The following is a 17493-nucleotide window of genomic DNA, read 5'->3' as shown; positions in this document are numbered from 1 at the left end:
TTAAGTAGTATATGGGATGTTGTTTTTATGAAAGGATGTACGTGGTATGTTTGGTTTCGGGGATTTATGGAAATTCTTTTTGTCGTTCTTTTTACTGTTGCCTATCGTAACTTTGATTCATGAGATGGGGCATTACTTTTTTGCCCGATTATTCGGTGGAAATATGGAGATCAACATTGGTTCAGGAAAATCGTTACTCCGTGTCGGTCCAATCCGCTTGAATCGTATCTATTTTTGGGATGGCTGGTGTCAGTATGAGGCACTAGGTCATGAGACAAAGCTTACCAATATCCTGGTGTATGCAGGAGGTTCGCTTGCAAATTTGGCTAGTATCCTTATTGTCAATGGTCTCATTTATGCCGGTGTGTTTGAGGCATCAATCTTCACTTACCAGTTTGCGTATTTCTCGTTTTATTTCGTCTTTTTCTCGCTTTTTCCAATCGATCATCCGAACGGTTACCCGAGTGATGGGAAAGCGATCATCAATGTCTTCCGCTACGGGAAATCAGATTATCATCCACAATCCTAAACGAAGATTAAAGCCTCCTTCCATCATATAGAAGAGAGGCTTTTTACTTAAGAATCTGATTCGCTAGACGAATCAGATTCCGTTTTCGCTTGTTCCTGCTCGAGTTCGACGAGCTTTTGAATCAAGATATGGCGCGGCATATGCATCAGTTGTTCAAGTGGCACGTTTAGACGTTTCGAGAGTTCGACAGCCGTCTCTGCTGATAATTGTAAAGGTTTCATCGTGTTCGTCCTCCTTTTTCCATGAAGTTAGTATAACAGGAGGTGCAAGTCGAGCGCATCAATAGTAGCGAGAAACTGAGAAGGTTGATACCGTATGAAGTAGGAAGTGATGCATATGTATAAACCTGCTGCAGAGCTGTTACTCCATGAATCCGTCTCACTGTTTGATCGAATCGGGGAGGATTTGCTTCTTTTTCGAGATCGACACGGATTTATGAAATGTGATGCGGATTTAAGACCACTATGGGAAACAGCATGTGCGTATGTTCCATTCTCCTGGTACATCGAGCCAGGCGGTGGGCGATTGTTCATCGTATTTGAAGAGTCAGCTTATTTTGGTTTATTGGATTTAGAGCAAGGGCATTTAGATTATATCAAGCGACCCGCTGCTTTTTCCGAAGCATGGTTCAGTAATTTATTCTTGTGGCAAGACGATGAGATCTTCCTGTACACGGCAGAAACGGACGTTGTCTGTGTGAACGTTCAAACAGGAGACTGGCGATACTCAAATTATGAAGAGGCGCCGCTGTTCGGACGCTTAGTTGAGCGAGGATATGATACAAGTTTGACGTTCGAACGATTCATCGCACCTACGACGATCATCTCCTATGATGATCTACAAGAACGGTATGTGATTTGGGACGCTGCGACGAATCAGGAATCGATTATTCCTTTTTCGGATTACGCAGAGTACTCGCTCGTTGACCACCGGCACCAATTGTTTTCGATCACCGATTCATCTCGTTTTTACTTGTATGAGAAGAGTCAGCTGAAATATAAGTTCGAGGGATGTCACTCCTCCGTTTTACTCAAAAGTGTGTTACTCGATGAAGAGGCGCGACGTCTTGTGATCATATCGACATCGGCGACATTCGGCAACACATGGGTTCAAATTTTCCAAAAGACGTAATAAAACATCCTTTTCGCTTTTCAGCAAGAAGGATGTTTTTTGTACGTTTTATACAGAAAGGGGACACATCATGGAACGGCTTGGTCATCTGATGAGTACGTATTTTCGAGGAGTGTTAATCGTTTGGGCGATACTGCTCGTCGTGCTTGGTTATTTCGCCTATCAATTACCCGATCGTCTAGAAGGAAACGGATTTACACGTGACGGTGATTTTCAACGTGTCGAGAGAGTACTCGATCAAGACTTCGGTCAGGATCCGCATACGATCATCGTCCTATTTGAAAATCAAGAGAATCTACAACAAACGATGGTGCAACATGTCGAGCGCTTCCGTGATATTAATGGCGTCGGGAACGTCACTGGTCCTGTTGAAAATCCGCGAGCGATTCGTGACGATAAGGGATACGTGACAGTCGGTGTACCGACACTTGATGCGAAATGGGCAGCTGCGGTCACACGTCAACTGGATGACACCGGAACGATTCGGCTAACGGGTGAACCGGTCGTCGTCGATGATTTGAATACAGCGTCAAAAAATGACCTCATCCGGGCTGAATTGATCGGAATTCCAGCAGCGTTGATCGTCTTGCTACTCGTTTTCGGTACCCCGGTTGCCGCCATCCTACCGTTGATCATGGGACTCGTTACTTTTGTCTTTGGTGCCGGTGTTCTGTATTTCGTCGCCGGACAACAAGAGTTATCGATCTTCGTCTTGAATGCGGTCGCGATGATTTCGCTTGCGCTCGGAATTGATTTTTCGCTGTTATACGTCAATCGATTTCGCGAAGAACGGCAGGACGGACAAGATATTCGGAAGGCGGCAATCCGTTCGGTCGAGACGGCAGGACGTTCGATTTTATTTTCCGGAATCTGTGTATTCGTCGGACTTGCCGGATTATTATTGATTGATGTGGATGTTTTCCGCGCTGTCGCGATCGGAACGCTCGTTTCAGTTCTTGGAGCAGTCGTTAGTGCATTGACATTACTGCCGGCACTATTGATTGTTTTCGGGAAGGTGCTAGAGAAAGGGCGACTCTTCCGGCAACGAGCAGGGCGTAGTGAAGATCGTTGGCGTCGCCTCGCTCGTTTCGTCATGAAGCGCCCTATCGCAGTCACTGTTTTGTCCTTATTGCTGTTGTTACCTTGTTTATTGCCGTTACGTGACTTGACGTTGAACATTCCGCAAGCGACCGCTTTACCGGAATCCTATCCGTCTCGTCTCGCTTTTGAGTCGTGGGAAAAAACATTCGGGAATGATGGAACAGATGCTGTCCTCATCTTGTCTGCCGATGCTTCCTCAGAGGTGGGACGAGAAAAAATCGAAGATGTGACGATTCGACTCGAATCAGATCCCGATGTACGTTCCGTCGTATCCGCCGCAACGATTGCCGAACAGCAACAAGTGCCGCTCGAACAGTTAGTCGCTGTTCCGGCCGGACGCGAAGCCTTGACGTCATTTCTGTCAGAGAATGACCAAGCACGAATTGATGTCAACTTAAAAGGAGATCCCGGCGATGCTGCTTCGCAAGACTGGGTGCGAAACATGCAAGCGGACGGTTATCTTGTCGGGGGACCGGCAGCCTTCAATCAGGAAATTTATGATGCCATTGAATCGAAACTCCCACTAGCAGTCGGTGTCGTCGTTTTGGCAACGTTCATCATCCTGCTGATTGCGTTCCGATCCATCTTAATCCCAATCAAGGCGATTTTGATGAATTTGCTTAGTCTGGGGGCGACATTCGGATTACTCGTCATCTTGTTCGAGTCGGGCGCAGTTCTTCCACAGGAGACGATTGGTATTCTGACACCGGTCTTCATCTTCTCACTCGTCTTTGGTTTATCGATGGATTATGAAGTATTCCTCGTCTCGCGAATGGAAGAATATTATGACGAGACAGGCGATAACGATTACGCGACCGAGATGGGTCTTGCGAAAACGAGTAAGATCATTACGTCTGCAGCCTTGATCATGATCGTCGTCACTGGGGCGTTTGCCTTCACGGGCGTCAGTCCAATCAAACAACTGGGCGTCGGTATCGCACTTGCGATTTTTATTGATGCCACGATTGTCCGGATGCTGCTCGTTCCCGCATTGATGAAGCTATTTGGTCACTGGAACTGGTGGTGGCCGGGTGGACGTCGTAAAGCAATTCGCAAGTGACACATCGCGTAAGCACATCAGTAGCTATTCGAAGGAAGACGAGCGTATACTGTCGATATTCAGTTCAAGAAATTAGAGGAGGCACTTCACTCATGGCAACTCAAGCAATGTTTGAACCATTTACATTACCAAACGGTGTGACGCTGAAAAACCGCGTCTTGATGGCACCAATGACAAACTATGCAGCACAAGAGAACGGCGAAGTATCGGATGCGGAACTCGCGTACTACGCAGAACGTTCAGGTGGCGTCAGTGCGGTCATTACAGCGTGTGCGAATGTCACAGCAGACGGTCAAGGATTCCCGAATGAATTCGGTGCGCATCGTGACGATCTCGTTCCAAGTCTGAAGCGACTCGCAAAAACGATTCAAGATAAAGGCGCAAAAGCGATCTTACAAATCTTCCACGCTGGTCGTATGGCACCACCAGAACTCGTCGGTGGACAAACAGTTAGTGCAAGTGCTGTCGCACCTGTACGTGAAGGGGCAATGACACCTCGTGCGCTAGAGGCGGAAGAAGTTGAAGCAATCATTGAAGCATTCGGTCAAGCGACACGTCGTGCGATGGAAGCTGGATTTGATGGTGTTGAGATTCACGGTGCGAACACGTACTTGATCCAACAATTCTTCTCACCACACTCAAACCGCCGCGATGATAAATGGGGCGGTAGCTTAGAAAAACGTCTCGCCTTCCCATTAGCAGTCGTAGATGCAGTCGAAGCCGTCGCGAAACAGGATCCTTCCTTCATCGTCGGATATCGTTTCTCTCCAGAAGAGATCGAAAATCCAGGAATCACACTCGATGACACGATGCGTCTCGTCGATGAGCTGGCGAAAAAAGATCTCGATTACTTGCACGTTTCCGTGATGGACTTCTTCGCAGGTTCGATTCGTGACGAAAATGAAATGACATCACCAATCACACTCGTTCAAGAACGGGTTGGCGAACAAGTACCTGTCATCGGTGTCGGATCGCTTCACACAGCGGACGAAGTCGAACAAGGTTTGGCTGTCGTTCCAATGATCGCCCTCGGTCGTGAACTGATCATGGAACCGAAATGGGTTGAGAAAGTTGAAGCAGGTGACCTTGCGTCAATCCGAACAGAACTTGATCCAGAGGCACAAGCAGAACTCGTCGTTCCAGATGCATTATGGGCAGGCATCACAAGTCGTCCAGGCTGGTTCCCAATCAAACAAACAAGCAAATAATTGAACACCATCAAAAAGCACTCTAGATCTCATGTCTAGAGTGCTTTTTTGTTTAATAGGCAACCTGTCCCATCCGAACGCCACAGAATGTATGCAAGGTGACCGGATCCTGTAGATTCGTTCGTTCCAACATATCGTTTAAGAGTAGGGCGCAGACGTAGGCATCTTCTTTCGCGTCATGATGTTGAAAAGAGACGTTGAGGAATTCTGCCATCGTATTCAATCGATGGTTCGGCAACCATGGATACAGTTTGCGGGATAATTTGACCGTGCAGCCGTACGTGAAAGCTGGCATCTGGTACATATCGTATTTTTGAATCGCTTTCTGAAGCGCCCCCATATCAAATGATGCATTATGGGCAACGACCAGTTGAGCACCTGCGATTAAATCGTATAAGCCATGTGCTTCCATCGCTTCAGGTAACGTCGGTGCATCGAAGACATCACTCGGACGAATTCCATGAACCCGGATGTTTCCGGCATCGAAGTTCTCTTCTGGATTGATTAAGACCTGTTTACTCTCCGTGACGCGACCGTTGGAGAGAACGGACCAACCAAACGCACAAATGCTTCCGCTATTCCGATTTGCCGTTTCAAAGTCAATCGCTAATGTATACATGCAACAGGCTCCTTTCTGTCATTCACTAGTAACAGAATACATGTTCGTATTATAGAAGTCCATCAAAAAAGACCATCTGCAAGGCAGACGATCTTAAATCCATTCCAGTCACTTCGCGGTGGCGACTTTTTGTTCCTCTGCGACGTATTCCTCCGGTTTAAATAACAGAACGCGATCTTTATAAGCGAAGACAAGGGCTGTCAAGACAGCCATCGCATCAGCGATCGGGAAAGCGAACCAGACACCCTTGACACCGAAGAACAGGGGCAAGATCAGAACGAGTGGAATCGTATATAACGTTTGGCGTGACAAGGACAAGAATAAAGCGACTTTTGCTTTAGCGAGCGATTGATACATCCCGTTGATAATCATTTGAATTCCGTAGACGAACGATAGAGCGAATAAGATACGCATCGCACTCGAGCCTTCCTGTAGAAGTGTCGCTTCTTCCGTGAACAAGCCGACCCAAAAACGAGGGAACAATTGAATCAGTAACCACAAGCTAATCGATAACGATAAGCCATAACGGATTGCCAACTTGATGGCAAGAGACATCCGGCTAAATTGCCGAGAACCGAAATTATACCCGACGATTGGTTGCATCCCTTGCACGATCCCCATGATCGGCATACCGACGAGCGCCATGAACTTATTGATGACCGCAAACGTCGCTAGTTCTGTCGTACCCCCGTACCGGACGAGCATATGGTTGACGGTGATGAACAGAATCGATTGGGAGACCTGCATGATGAACGACGATGATCCGATTTGCATCATCCGAAACGTTAAACGGAAATCGGGTTTGAAAGCATTTCGATCGAGTGTTAACCCCGTTTGCCGACGTTTGGTAAAGAAGAATCGGAAAACAAGTGCAGCACCGACGATTTGCGCAACAACTGTTCCGAGTGCAGCACCTTGAATGCCCCAATCAAGACCAAAGATGAACATGGGGGTCAAGACGATGTTGATCGCAACCGTCGTCAGCATGACGCGCATCTGATAGTTCGCACGTCCTTCTGCGCGGAGCATCGCACTTGACGCCATCGTCAACATGAAGAAAGGTGATCCGATCAAGAGGACGCGTAAGAAATCGATACTATACGGCATGATCTCATCTGTCGCTCCAAAGAGACGAAGTAACGGTTCGACGAAGATGAAAGCACTGATGATAGCGAGCATACTGATGAAGAAAACCGCGATCAAGACGTTTGCATAAGCACGACTAGCACCATCCGTTTGTTTTTGACCGAGCCGTTGTGATGCAATTGCAGCACCCCCGATCCCGATCGAGTTGGCGATTGCCATCAATACGAGCTGGACGGGGAAAGCGATTCCGACGGCGGCGACGGCAGCCGTACCGATGCCTTGGGCGACAAAAATCGTATCGACGATATTGTAGAGTGCCGTGACGAGCATCCCGACCATTGCCGGTAAGGAGAGACTAAGTAAGAGCTGATTGACAGGTGCTTCACCCAGGCGGGCAGTGTTTTTATTCATGGAAGGAGAGCCTCCTTTTTTAGACAAGTGGTAAGTAGGGTTTTACTCAGAGTAGTCGCTTCTTTGACGAGATGCAAGAAATCACTCTAGTCAATGTGTTTGTTCCATGAAAAAAGGATGCGCCATGAAGCGCATCCGATAGAACTAAATTTAAGATGGTGTAGGCAAGTACCCTTTCGAGTACTCAAAAGCAATGAATAAAATGGCACCGAGCGCCAAGTAAGCGAGAAGCGTGATCGTTTGTTGTTTTTTCGGCATCTGGTGATACTGGACTGACTCTTCAGCGAGTCGGAGCGGTTCGATCCGCTGATCGATTCGACGCAACAACGCATCGTAGTCGTTCGCAGCATCATATTGATACCGTAACAAATCGTCGGCTTCCTGACGTGCCTCTTCCGGACTCGCTTGTCGCAAATCCTGTAAATCGAGACGAAGCGACCAAGCAATCGGATCGTAAGTACTTTCGACCGTTTGTTCTTCCTCCACTTCCGGTGCAAGAGCGACTTCAGCGTTTGCACGTTCTTGCTCCGCTTTTGCGCGCAAGACGCGTTCGCGTGCAGCACGGTAAAGCATCAAGGTCGACCGGTTCTCTTCGTATTGTTTTGCGAACTTATACCGTTTCCAGACAGCACTGCCGCCGAAGAAAGCGATCAAGAGCAGAATCAAGCTGAAGTTCGTGATACCGTAAGCAATTAAGGAAGCAAGTCCCGCAACCCAAACGATGATCGGAAGTCCCGCAAGAATCCGTCCACCGTCAAGCGGACTGACAGGAAGTAGGTTGAAGAGATTCAACAGAGCCCCGAGGTGGAAGATGACGAGCCAGAAGTCATTTCCGGTCACGGCATATCCAATCGCAAGCGGAATCAGGGACAAGAGACCCGCGAGTGGTCCACCGTACGCAAGAATCGCTTCTTGTTTTGGTGTCCGGAACGTATCTTTGATCCCGATGACAGCTCCCATGAAGGGTACAAAAATCGCAGGACCCGTTTTAAAACCGAGTCGTTTAGCGGCGAGTAGATGTCCCATCTCATGAATGAATAGGAGATAAAGCAATCCGACCCCGAACCAGACGCCAAATACTTGAGCGTAAAAGAGAAGCGAAACTCCAAACGAAATCAGAGTGCCTCCAAACTTCGAAAATTTCAATAAGGCAAGGATGACCTTTCCTTTTGTTAAGAGAAAGGCGCCGGCAACAGCAAGCCCACCCCAACGTTTTTTAGCCATCGTGAAATTCCTTCTTTCATCATGTGACGTTCTTCCTTAAGTGTACGACACAAATGTAGAAAAAGTTTCATTTAGACTGCTCGGGAATTAGATAGAAACAACTACCATCTGGCTGACGCGCTTCACTACCGACCTGAAAATAATGTGTCGTTGCAAGCGCAGCAGCAATCGACAATCCGAGTCCACTTCCTGAACGGTCGCGTGCTGCATCAAGTCGGTAAAACCGATCGAATAACCGGGCACGTTCTTCGTCCGTTAGAGATGTCCCACGGTCAAGAACAGCTAGTCGCTCCTTGCGCAGATGCAATTCGGGAGAAGTAGCATATTTCAGGGCGTTATCGATATAAATCGTCAAGATCCGTAGCACCGCTTCGCGATTCGCCCGGATCGTCCCAGAGGCATCAACAGGGATGATCGTCCCTGTCGCATGATACATCCGATCGGCGAGTTCGCTCCCAAGTTCCGCTAAGTCGATCGCTTCGACAGATGTTTCCTCATAACCGAGACGCGACAATTCAAGCATAGGTTCAATCAATGTCGTCCGCATCGCGTGCGTCTCCTGCAAGATGTGTTCAATCGATTCATCGAGGACGTCCGGCTTCGTTTTGCCCCATCGTTTCAACAATTGGGTATAGCCCTCGATGACCGTCAATGGTGTCTTCATCTCATGCGAGACATCGGCGACGAACTGCCGTTGTTGTTCCATCGTCTGATCGACACGACCAATCATCTGGTTGAAGACGCGACCGAGGCGACCGATCTCATCATCGCGTTCGGTCTGCACGGTCTCAAGCGTACCGGAAGACGAAATCCGTTGCATCGTATCATTCAGTTGCCTGAGCGGGCGGAGCGTCTGATACGCAATCCAGAAGCTACTGATGAACGCGATGACGATGCCAACGACCAACACGATGGTGAAGGTCAAGACGAGTGTCGAGACCGTATCATCGACGCTCTCATCTTCGAACAAATAAGCTTGATCCTGATGGACGATACCGAACCAATCGCCAGACTTGAATGGATCATTCGAACGCGGAATACCGGGTAGGTCACTTGCTCGTACGTCTCCGTTAACGATAGACGAGTCGTCGTCATCTTCGTCGTTTGAAATGACCCATCGTCCATCTTCGTTCGATAAGACGACGGAATCTTCATGAAGCGTCAGCAATGCTCGGACCGATGAATCATCCTCCATCAATTCCTCTGCCTGTTCCAGTTGGGTATAACGCGATTCAATCAAATGATTGCGGACGACGAAGGTCACGACGATGAACGAAAGTAACAATAAGAGTGTCGTAAAGGCAGTGACGGATAAAGCAAGTTTCGTTCGAAGCTTCATGGCGTCGCCTCCCGTAGCACATACCCCACTCCACGAACGGTCTGGATCAAAGCAGGAGGGTGGGCATCGACTTTTTTCCGAAGATAACGGATGTAGACGTCGACGATATTCGTCTCACCGAAGTAATCGTACCCCCAGACGCGATTTAGGATTTGTTCGCGTGTCAGGACATGTTCCTTGTTTTCCAGTAAATACGTCAAAAGTTCGAACTCACGTGGTGTCAAATCGAGTCGTAATTCATCGCGAAATGCTTCGTGTCGATCAAGGTCGAGTATAAGATCGGCGAACTGTAACGTGCGCGATGCGTTATTAGTTGAAGTCGGAGTACGTAGTAACGCCCGGATCCGGGCAAGGAGTTCCTCCATCTCAAACGGTTTCGTCACATAATCATTCGCACCAAGATCGAGTCCTGCGACCTTATCGTAGACTTCCCCACGTGCTGTGAGCATAATGACGGGGACGTGAATGCCTTTCCCACGGAGCCTGCGCAACACCTCGAAGCCGCTCAGCTCCGGCATCATCACGTCGAGTAAGACGAGATCAACCGAATGCTCAGCGGCAGCGAGACCATCTTTTCCGTTGGGGGCGACACGTGTCGCGTACCCGGCATATTGGAGTTCGAGTTCAAGGAGGCGTGCAATTTTCGCATCGTCCTCAACGATTAAGATGGTGGTTGGCATAAACATCCTCCTTTAATGATCATTCATCGATTTCTGTCACTTCGTCTGACGCGTTTAACTCAAGTTTAACGGAACCACCGACTCGGACGTCATCATCTTGCTCCATGTTCGATGCACGAGAGTACGATTTTTGCGCACCATTCTGTTCGATGACGATCTCTTGATTCGTTATTTTAGCGAGCGTGCCGCGGACTTCTTGTTCCCGTGCATCGTCACGGTCTTCGTCGCGTGTAGCATTACGATCTTCGTTGTCATCTTCCCGATCAAGCTCACGAACTTGACCGTCTGCATTCAATTCGATTTTCACGATATCCCCAGATTTCGCAGCGTCGCGTTCCGCACGATCCGCAATCGCGTAGACTGTCTCTTGTCCATCTTGTTCGAGTGTCAATTCACTTTGTGATAGGGCACGAAGGATGCCGTACCGTTCATTCGCATCATCCGATGAATCATCTGAGCGATTGCCATCGTCCTCTCGGTCATTCCGATCATCTTGATCTTCTCGCTCGAGTTCCGTGATTTGCTGATTCGCATTCAAATCGATTTTAACCCAATCGCCTTCTTGCACGGCTTCGCGTTCGACTGACGATGCAAAGTCAAACGTCCGAGATTCACCGTTGACGTCGATCGTCATCGAACGATCCGATAGTTTCTGCAATGTGCCTTCGATTTCCTGATCGTCACGCATGGAAGCAGGAAGCTTTTGTTCGACTTGGCGCGAAGCAGCTTCGACTTTTTGCTCTGCCTGCTGTGAAGTGGTGACCGTCGAATTGACGAGAGAGTGTCCCGGACCTGTGAAGAGTAGGAACGCACCGGCTCCTGTTAATACTGTACCCGTTACGGCAAGTGTAGCGATTCCTTTTTTGAAGCGTTTATTCCCTTTATCTGTTCGTTTTTCAGTCATGATCATATCCTCCTTTAGTAGTGGCTGTTGTTCTTATACTTGAACTACCACCACCTACGCTTTGCTTAGAGGTGGTGGATTCCTGAGTGATCCGACCAATCGGTCGAAACGTGATCAGGCTAACCCCGTCGTCCCAACGGTTGATGAAGCTAATAGGCGTTCTGCTTCTTGTTTGAGATTCAGTCCCGCGTTCACATCACGGTCGTGGTGGATACTGCAACTCGGGCATATCCATTCGCGCAATCCAAGATGTTTCACATCTTGGTGTTGATGACCGCAACTCGAGCACAGTTGGCTCGACGCGAAGGTCTTGCCGACCTTTACGACGGTCTTCCCGTACCATCCTGCCTTGTACTCCAGCATGCGGAAGAACGCTGACCAACTGACCTCGGAGATGGATTTACTCAACCTGCGGTTCTTCTGCATGTTTTTCACCTGCAAGGTCTCGATTCCGATGACGTCGTGGTTTTTGACGATCTCGGTCGATACCTTATGCAGGAAGTCGGTGCGTTTGTTGGCAATCTTTTCGTGGATGCGGGCGACCTTCCGCTTCTGCTTCTGATAGTTCCTCGCCTCGAACAGCTTGACTTTCTTATCCACGACCATGCGCTGACGTCGAGAGAGCTTGCGTTGTTCGCGTGCCAGCTTTTTCTCAAGTGTTCGGAAGTAACGGTCGTTTTTATACACCGTGCCGTCCGAAAGGATGGCAAAGTTCTTCAACCCGACGTCGACACCGACGGACACACCCGTCTTTGGCAGTTCGTTAATCTCCTGCTCGACGAGCAGGGAGACAAAGTATTTCCCCGAAGCGTTACGTCGAATTGTGGCGTTCAAGATTCGTCCTACTATCTGCCTGGAGTTGGCAAAACGCACCCACTTCAGCCTAGGCAGTTTGAGCTTGCTACCGACGATTGAGACTTCGGGAAGTTGGTTCTTCTTCTCGATATTGGTTTTGTAGGATTGGACGGGATTACGCTTTGATTTGAATCGAGGCCGTTCGTTCTGCTTCTTGAAGAAGCGGTCATACGCATCGATCAGGTGTTTTACACTCGATTGAAGCGAATGGCTATCGACTTCTTTCAGCCAGTCAAACTCTTGTTTCAGCATCGGGATTTCTTTTGAACAAGAACCATAAGACAGTCCTTTGCCTGTCGCTTTATACGTCTCATCCCACTTCGCTAAGAAATGATTAAAGACGAAGCGCGAACAACCAATGGTCTTCGTAATCAGGATTTCCTGCTCTTTTGTCGGGTAGATCCTGAATTTGTAGGCCTTATGCTTCCGCATGATTTTCACCTCCTAGAAAGGTTTATACCCGAAAGGGAAGGGGCGATTCACCTCCCACGTTCACTTCGTTTAGAAGTGGAAGTACTCTCGCCTAATATTAGATAGAATAACCAGACCACGTGAAAGGAAGCTGAGGAACAGATTAGAATTTGATGAGAATTAGATCGTCTTGATGACTCGGGCCGGATTTCCACCGACGACGCTGTTTGCCGGTACATCCTTGACGACGACACTTCCTGAGGCGATGACAGCATTATCTCCGATCGTCACACCGGGATTGATGACCGCGCGTCCACCGATCCAGACGTTATTCCCGATGACGACCGGTTTTCCGAATTCATAACCGCTGTTGCGCTCGACAGGATCGAGTGGATGGGTCGCAGTATAGATATGTACTCCTGGAGCAAACATGCAGTTGTCACCAATCGTAATCGGGCAAATATCGAGCAAGACACAGTCATAATTGGCATAAAAGCGAGCCCCTAACGTAATGTTGTAGCCATAATCACATTTAAACGTCGGTTCAATGTAAAAGTCGGCTTGCTCTGTCCGGAATAATTGCTGGAGAAGTGCCTTCCGTTTAGCCCTATCATGGACACTCAATTGATTGAACTCATAGCAGAGTGATTGTGCCCGGATGCGGTCAGCCACGAGTTCCGGATCTTGTGCTAAGTAGAGTTCCCCTTGAATCATTTTTTCTTTTTCAGTCATCTGAATCACTCCTTCATCGTTATTACTCTCATTAGACTAAATGGTACCTCGTGATGCAACTGATATCCCGTTAAGACACGCAAAAACAGGATAGCCGAAGCTACCCTGTCGAGATTCAATCCTTATGCCAATTCGATTCCGCCTGTGACACCATAGATTTGCGCCGTGACATAACTCGCAGCGTCTGAAGCGAGGAAGACATACACATCCGACAGTTCGACCGGTTGACCACTTCGTTTCAGTGGTGTTTCCTGTCCGAACTCTGGAATGTTCTCGCTTGGCTGACCACCCGAGATTTGAAGCGGTGTCCAAATCGGACCAGGTGCGACGGAGTTGACACGGATTCCTTTTGGCGCGACTTGTTTAGCGAGTCCACGCGTGAACCCGTTGATGGCAAACTTCGTCGATGCATAATCCAAGAGGTTCGCGCTTGGGTTGTATCCTTGAACGGATGTCGTCGTGATGATCGAAGCCCCTTCCTTCAAGAGTGGCAAGGCTGCTTTGACAACCCAGAAGAGGGAGAAGACATTGATTTCGTATGTTTTTCGTAATTGCTCCGTCGACAGGTCGAGAATGTCTTCGACAGCTTGTTGTTTACCTGCGACAAGTGCCAAAATATCGAGTCCACCGAGCGATTCGTGTGCTTCTTTGACGAGTTGTTCACAGAACGCTTCATCACTTAAATCACCAGGTAAGAGATATGCTTTTTGTCCCGCTGCTTCAACGAGTGCTTTGACCTCTTCCGCATCCTGTTGTTCTTCCGGTAAGTAGTTGAGGACGATATCAGCCCCTTCACGAGCATAGGCGATGGCTGCTGCTCGGCCGATGCCGGAGTCGCCACCCGTAATCAGTGCTTTTTTACCGATCAATTTGCCGGAGCCTTTGTAACTCTCTTCGCCACAATCGGGAACAGGTTCCATTTTTGCTTGAACCGCTGGTGCGTCCTGATATTGTTTTGGAAAATCGTCATTGAAGTATTGTGTTAACGGATTTTTCGATGCAGCCATGTAAACATTCCTCCTAAAAGTTGGTTTTGGTATAGGTTGTATGTTCCCTCAACAGGTCGGATTAAACGTTTCTGATGGTAGTAAATTTGGAAATTGATGGTTTACACTAGAAAAAGAGGAGTGTGAAGAAGATGATTGCTGGACTGTATGAAGCTCATTTACCGGTCAAAGAACTCGAACGATCGATTGTCTTTTACGAAAAATTGGGTCTTGCATGTGCGTTCCGAAATGAACACGTCGCTTTCTTTTGGATCGACCACGGTAAGAGTTGGTTAGGACTATGGAAAGCCGGTCAAGTCGAGTTACCGTATCATCCATCGATTCGACATGTAGCGTTTCGAATGGAGCAAGAAAATATCGATAAAGCACAGGACTGGTTAAAGGAGAGGGGCATTGCCGTTCGATCTGCGTTTGGTGTAGCGGCAGTTGATCAACCGCTCGTTCTCGATAATCATCCGCATGCGCATGCAGCGATCTATTTTGAGGATCCAGATGGTAATTCGCTCGAGTTGATCGCACCGTTACGCTTTGACATGGAAACAGTGAATGGCACGATGCCGTATCATGACTGGCAAGAAGTATACGAAAAATGAATGAGAATAAACGAAAACAAGCAGCGGATGATCCGTTGCTTGTTTTATTTATCTGTGATTCGTTTAAACACGAGCAGATTGGCGCTCGTTCATCGCTTGTAGAGCTGCTTGGTTCAGCAAGTTCCAAGGTTTGTTGTAGTGCGGTTGGAAGAAGAAGTCGACGAAAGCGAGCTCTTCAAGTGTCATATCATTTTGAATCGCGACAGAAAGTGTGTTCATCGCTTGTGTCAAATCCACTTTCGAGATAATTTGTGCACCGACGACACGATGAGTTTCCGTCTCGAAGACGAGTTTCAATTGGACGTCTTCTGCTGTTGGCATGAACTCTGGGCGATACGCATCTGTGACCGTCGTGCTGCTCACTTCAAGTCCGAACAAGGGTGCCGCTTCTTCTGTCAAACCAGTCGACGCAATGTTCAGATCATATAGGCGAAGACCTGATGTGCCTTGTGTTCCTTGGTAACGAATCTTTGGTGCGCGTAAGTTTTTACCGATCAATGTTCCCATCCGGACAGCATTTGTTGCAAGCGGGATATAGGCATGTGTCCGAGCTGGATTGTAATAGACAGCACAGCTGTCACCAGCAGCAAAGATGTTCGGGTTGCTCGTCCGCATGTAATCGTCAACGATGATGGCACCGTTCGGTAGCATGTCGACTTGACCTTTTAAGAGTTCCGTACTTGGGCGGAAACCGACACAGAGAATGACGAGATCCGTTTCGAACGTTCCTTTGTCTGTCACGACGTGTGTCACAGCACCGTTTTCTCCTTTGAAGCTTTGGACGGTTTGTCCGAGTTCGAGGCGAATACCGCGGTCTGTCAATTCACGTTCGATGACGTCAGTGAATGAGCGGTCGAGGTATTTGTTGAGAATGCGATCCGCACTGTCGATGAACGTGACGTCTTTTCCGTATGCTTCAAACGCTTCAACGAGTTCAGCACCAATATATCCTGCACCAACGACGGTGATCCGTTGTGCATCTGTCGCTTTTTCAATGATTGTTTGAGCGTGGTGATAGTTTTTACAAAGCTCGATTTGATTCAACTCGATGCCAGGAAGCATCGGAATGATTGGCCATGATCCTGTCGTCATGATGAGTTTATCGTACGTATCGTGAACGACTTCACCAGTCATGAGGTTTTTCGCAACGATCGTTTGGCGTTCACTATCGATTTCAAGCACATCATGTTTCAGACGCATCTCAGCGCCGAGTTCAGCGAGTTCACTTGGTGATGAGTAGAAAAGTGATTCCGCATGTTTGACGACACCACCGACGTGAAGCGCGATTCCACAAGAGAGAAACGATACATTGTCATTCCGCTCATAAACGGTGATCTCGACGTCTTGTTGTGAAGCGAGTTCTTTGACTGCTGCTGTTCCTGCGTGTGTACATCCGATGACTGCTACTTTCATGGGTAAAGTCTCCTTTGTGTTTTGTTTGTGATAAATATCACATTCATTTGATATACTTAGTGTAATCCTTCACAAGATCGTTTTCAAGTAGTTTGTTCAATGTTGAGCATAATCTTGTCTAAATTGTGAATGAGTGAGCAAAACTGTTTGGATTATGTGAAGAATGCGTAATACTGTTTTAGTTACTGAAATTCGGGTTATAATGAAAGTAGATTTTTAATGAAAGGGTGGAAACCGATGGATACCGAGAGGACCAATCATCTATTCAGCTTACCTGATTTTTAGCAGTACCGGTCATAACGAACAGACGGTAATGGCTTATAAAAATCAGGGAGAGCGAAAATAGATGAATACCCAAACGGGACGTATAAAACCTCTCCCACGATGTAAACGGGAGAGGACAATAAAACATGAAACGAATCGCAACCATCTTAACCGGAACGCTCATCATGGCGTTTGGTTACTACACATTGAATGAACAGTTCGGATTAGCAGAAGGCGGCTTCATCGGATTATCGTTGCTAGGTCGATACTTTTTTGATATCAATCCTTCAATTTCGATGATCGTGCTCGATATTCCATTTTTCATTGGTGCTTTGTATTTCAAAGGAAAACGCTTTGTCAGTGAAGCGTTACTTTCAGCAGGTGCGTTATCAGTCTTTTATGAAATGTGGCACCGACTTGATTTGTTCCACTTTCCAGAACAGGCTTGGCCAGCGACGCTCAGCGCAGCGATTGCTAGCGGAATCGTGACCGGATATGGTCTCGGACTTGTTTTGAAAAGTGGAGCGGCAACAGGTGGGGACGACCTGCTATCGATGGGACTCAGCAAACTGACAGGTCTATCGATCGGAACAATCTTGTTCGGACTCGACGCCATCGTGTTAGTCATCTCACTCGTCTATCTGCCGCTCAGCTTAACGTTATATACGTTACTAGCTGTAGCGATCGCTGGACGTGTCGTTGCTGTCATGACACGGGAGCCTGTCATCGTACCGGCACCAGTCGTACAAAAAGTCACGCAGTGAAACGAATGAATGTCTAAAAAAATCATGTATCGGATTCGACATCGTCGAGTCCGATTTTTCAGGTTTATTGATTAGACGAATTGTAATATTAAGTGCAACACCTAGCTGAAAACACAAAAAAACCCATAACGACCTCGTGTAGAATAGAGTTACCACACAAAA

General features: G+C 47.8%; 17 protein-coding genes. 6 read left to right on the top strand and 11 right to left on the bottom strand.

The annotated features are described in order from the left end of the window. The first annotated feature begins 46 nt into the window (after positions 1 to 46). A complete protein-coding gene (locus KNQ15_RS09555) occupies positions 47 to 529 on the top strand; it encodes a site-2 protease family protein (protein ID WP_214729050.1) in 483 nt (160 codons plus the stop codon). A 47-nt stretch (positions 530 to 576) separates the two neighbouring features. On the opposite strand, the gene KNQ15_RS09550 is transcribed toward KNQ15_RS09555, so the two are convergent. Next, on the bottom strand, positions 577 to 750 hold the full coding sequence (locus KNQ15_RS09550) for a YycC family protein (protein WP_214729048.1): 174 nt from the start codon (positions 748 to 750) through the stop codon (positions 577 to 579). Positions 751 to 865: 115 nt separating this feature from the next. On the opposite strand from KNQ15_RS09550, the gene KNQ15_RS09545 reads away from it, so the two are divergent. From KNQ15_RS09545 to KNQ15_RS09535, 3 genes are all read left to right on the top strand, one after another. Further along, the gene (locus tag KNQ15_RS09545; protein WP_214729046.1) at positions 866 to 1660 is read left to right on the top strand and encodes a hypothetical protein; all 795 of its coding nucleotides are present in this window, start codon (positions 866 to 868) and stop codon (positions 1658 to 1660) included. A gap of 70 nt (positions 1661 to 1730) precedes the next feature. Then, positions 1731 to 3821, top strand: a complete 2091-nt coding sequence (locus tag KNQ15_RS09540; RefSeq protein WP_214729044.1) for an MMPL family transporter — start codon at positions 1731 to 1733, stop codon at positions 3819 to 3821. Positions 3822 to 3913: 92 nt separating this feature from the next. After that, a complete protein-coding gene (locus KNQ15_RS09535) occupies positions 3914 to 5029 on the top strand; it encodes an NADH-dependent flavin oxidoreductase (protein WP_214729042.1) in 1116 nt (371 codons plus the stop codon). A 52-nt stretch (positions 5030 to 5081) separates the two neighbouring features. Here KNQ15_RS09535 and KNQ15_RS09530 read toward each other — a convergent pair whose 3' ends face one another. The 9 genes from KNQ15_RS09530 to KNQ15_RS09490 all read right to left on the bottom strand — a co-directional run bounded on the left by KNQ15_RS09530 (position 5082) and on the right by KNQ15_RS09490 (position 14297). After that, complete coding sequence (locus KNQ15_RS09530; RefSeq protein ID WP_214729040.1) at positions 5082 to 5648, bottom strand: 3'-5' exonuclease; 567 nt, start codon at positions 5646 to 5648, stop codon at positions 5082 to 5084. A 108-nt stretch (positions 5649 to 5756) separates the two neighbouring features. Beyond that, complete coding sequence (locus tag KNQ15_RS09525; RefSeq protein ID WP_214729038.1) at positions 5757 to 7145, bottom strand: MATE family efflux transporter; 1389 nt, start codon at positions 7143 to 7145, stop codon at positions 5757 to 5759. Positions 7146 to 7295: 150 nt separating this feature from the next. Then, positions 7296 to 8369: a site-2 protease family protein gene (locus tag KNQ15_RS09520; RefSeq protein WP_214729036.1), complete on the bottom strand. Its 1074-nt coding sequence runs from the start codon at positions 8367 to 8369 to the stop codon at positions 7296 to 7298. Positions 8370 to 8436: 67 nt separating this feature from the next. Beyond that, a complete protein-coding gene (locus KNQ15_RS09515) occupies positions 8437 to 9708 on the bottom strand; it encodes a HAMP domain-containing sensor histidine kinase (protein ID WP_214729034.1) in 1272 nt (423 codons plus the stop codon). After that, the gene (locus tag KNQ15_RS09510; protein WP_029342874.1) at positions 9705 to 10388 is read right to left on the bottom strand and encodes a response regulator transcription factor; all 684 of its coding nucleotides are present in this window, start codon (positions 10386 to 10388) and stop codon (positions 9705 to 9707) included. The genes KNQ15_RS09515 and KNQ15_RS09510 overlap by 4 nt, the downstream gene beginning before the upstream one ends. A 19-nt stretch (positions 10389 to 10407) precedes the next feature. Next, on the bottom strand, positions 10408 to 11292 hold the full coding sequence (locus tag KNQ15_RS09505) for a hypothetical protein (RefSeq protein WP_251137654.1): 885 nt from the start codon (positions 11290 to 11292) through the stop codon (positions 10408 to 10410). A gap of 114 nt (positions 11293 to 11406) precedes the next feature. Further along, positions 11407 to 12579 (bottom strand): IS200/IS605 family element RNA-guided endonuclease TnpB, encoded by a 1173-nt coding sequence (gene tnpB / locus KNQ15_RS09500; protein ID WP_214729032.1) that lies wholly within the window; start codon positions 12577 to 12579, stop codon positions 11407 to 11409. 159 nt (positions 12580 to 12738) lie between these two features. Then, positions 12739 to 13290, bottom strand: a complete 552-nt coding sequence (locus KNQ15_RS09495) for a maltose acetyltransferase domain-containing protein (protein WP_058704421.1) — start codon at positions 13288 to 13290, stop codon at positions 12739 to 12741. 122 nt (positions 13291 to 13412) lie between these two features. After that, the gene (locus KNQ15_RS09490; protein ID WP_058704422.1) at positions 13413 to 14297 is read right to left on the bottom strand and encodes an SDR family oxidoreductase; all 885 of its coding nucleotides are present in this window, start codon (positions 14295 to 14297) and stop codon (positions 13413 to 13415) included. Positions 14298 to 14428: 131 nt separating this feature from the next. Here KNQ15_RS09490 and KNQ15_RS09485 point away from each other — a divergent pair, with 131 nt between their 5' ends. Further along, positions 14429 to 14890 carry a VOC family protein gene (locus tag KNQ15_RS09485; protein WP_214729030.1) on the top strand — a complete coding sequence of 154 codons (462 nt, stop codon included), beginning with the start codon at positions 14429 to 14431 and terminating at the stop codon, positions 14888 to 14890. Positions 14891 to 14953: 63 nt separating this feature from the next. Here the strand turns inward: KNQ15_RS09485 and KNQ15_RS09480 are convergent, their stop codons facing one another. Beyond that, complete coding sequence (locus KNQ15_RS09480) at positions 14954 to 16303, bottom strand: FAD-dependent oxidoreductase (RefSeq protein WP_214729028.1); 1350 nt, start codon at positions 16301 to 16303, stop codon at positions 14954 to 14956. Positions 16304 to 16713: 410 nt separating this feature from the next. Here KNQ15_RS09480 and KNQ15_RS09475 point away from each other — a divergent pair, with 410 nt between their 5' ends. Continuing rightward, positions 16714 to 17331: a YitT family protein gene (locus tag KNQ15_RS09475; protein WP_214729026.1), complete on the top strand. Its 618-nt coding sequence runs from the start codon at positions 16714 to 16716 to the stop codon at positions 17329 to 17331. Positions 17332 to 17493 lie beyond the last annotated feature (162 nt).

The sequence above is a fragment of the Exiguobacterium sp. s168 genome (genome assembly GCF_018619035.1).
Taxonomy (GTDB): domain Bacteria; phylum Bacillota; class Bacilli; order Exiguobacteriales; family Exiguobacteriaceae; genus Exiguobacterium_A; species Exiguobacterium_A acetylicum.
The sequence above is the reverse complement of the archived record's forward strand: the minus strand, read 5'-3'. Positions and strand labels throughout refer to the sequence as shown.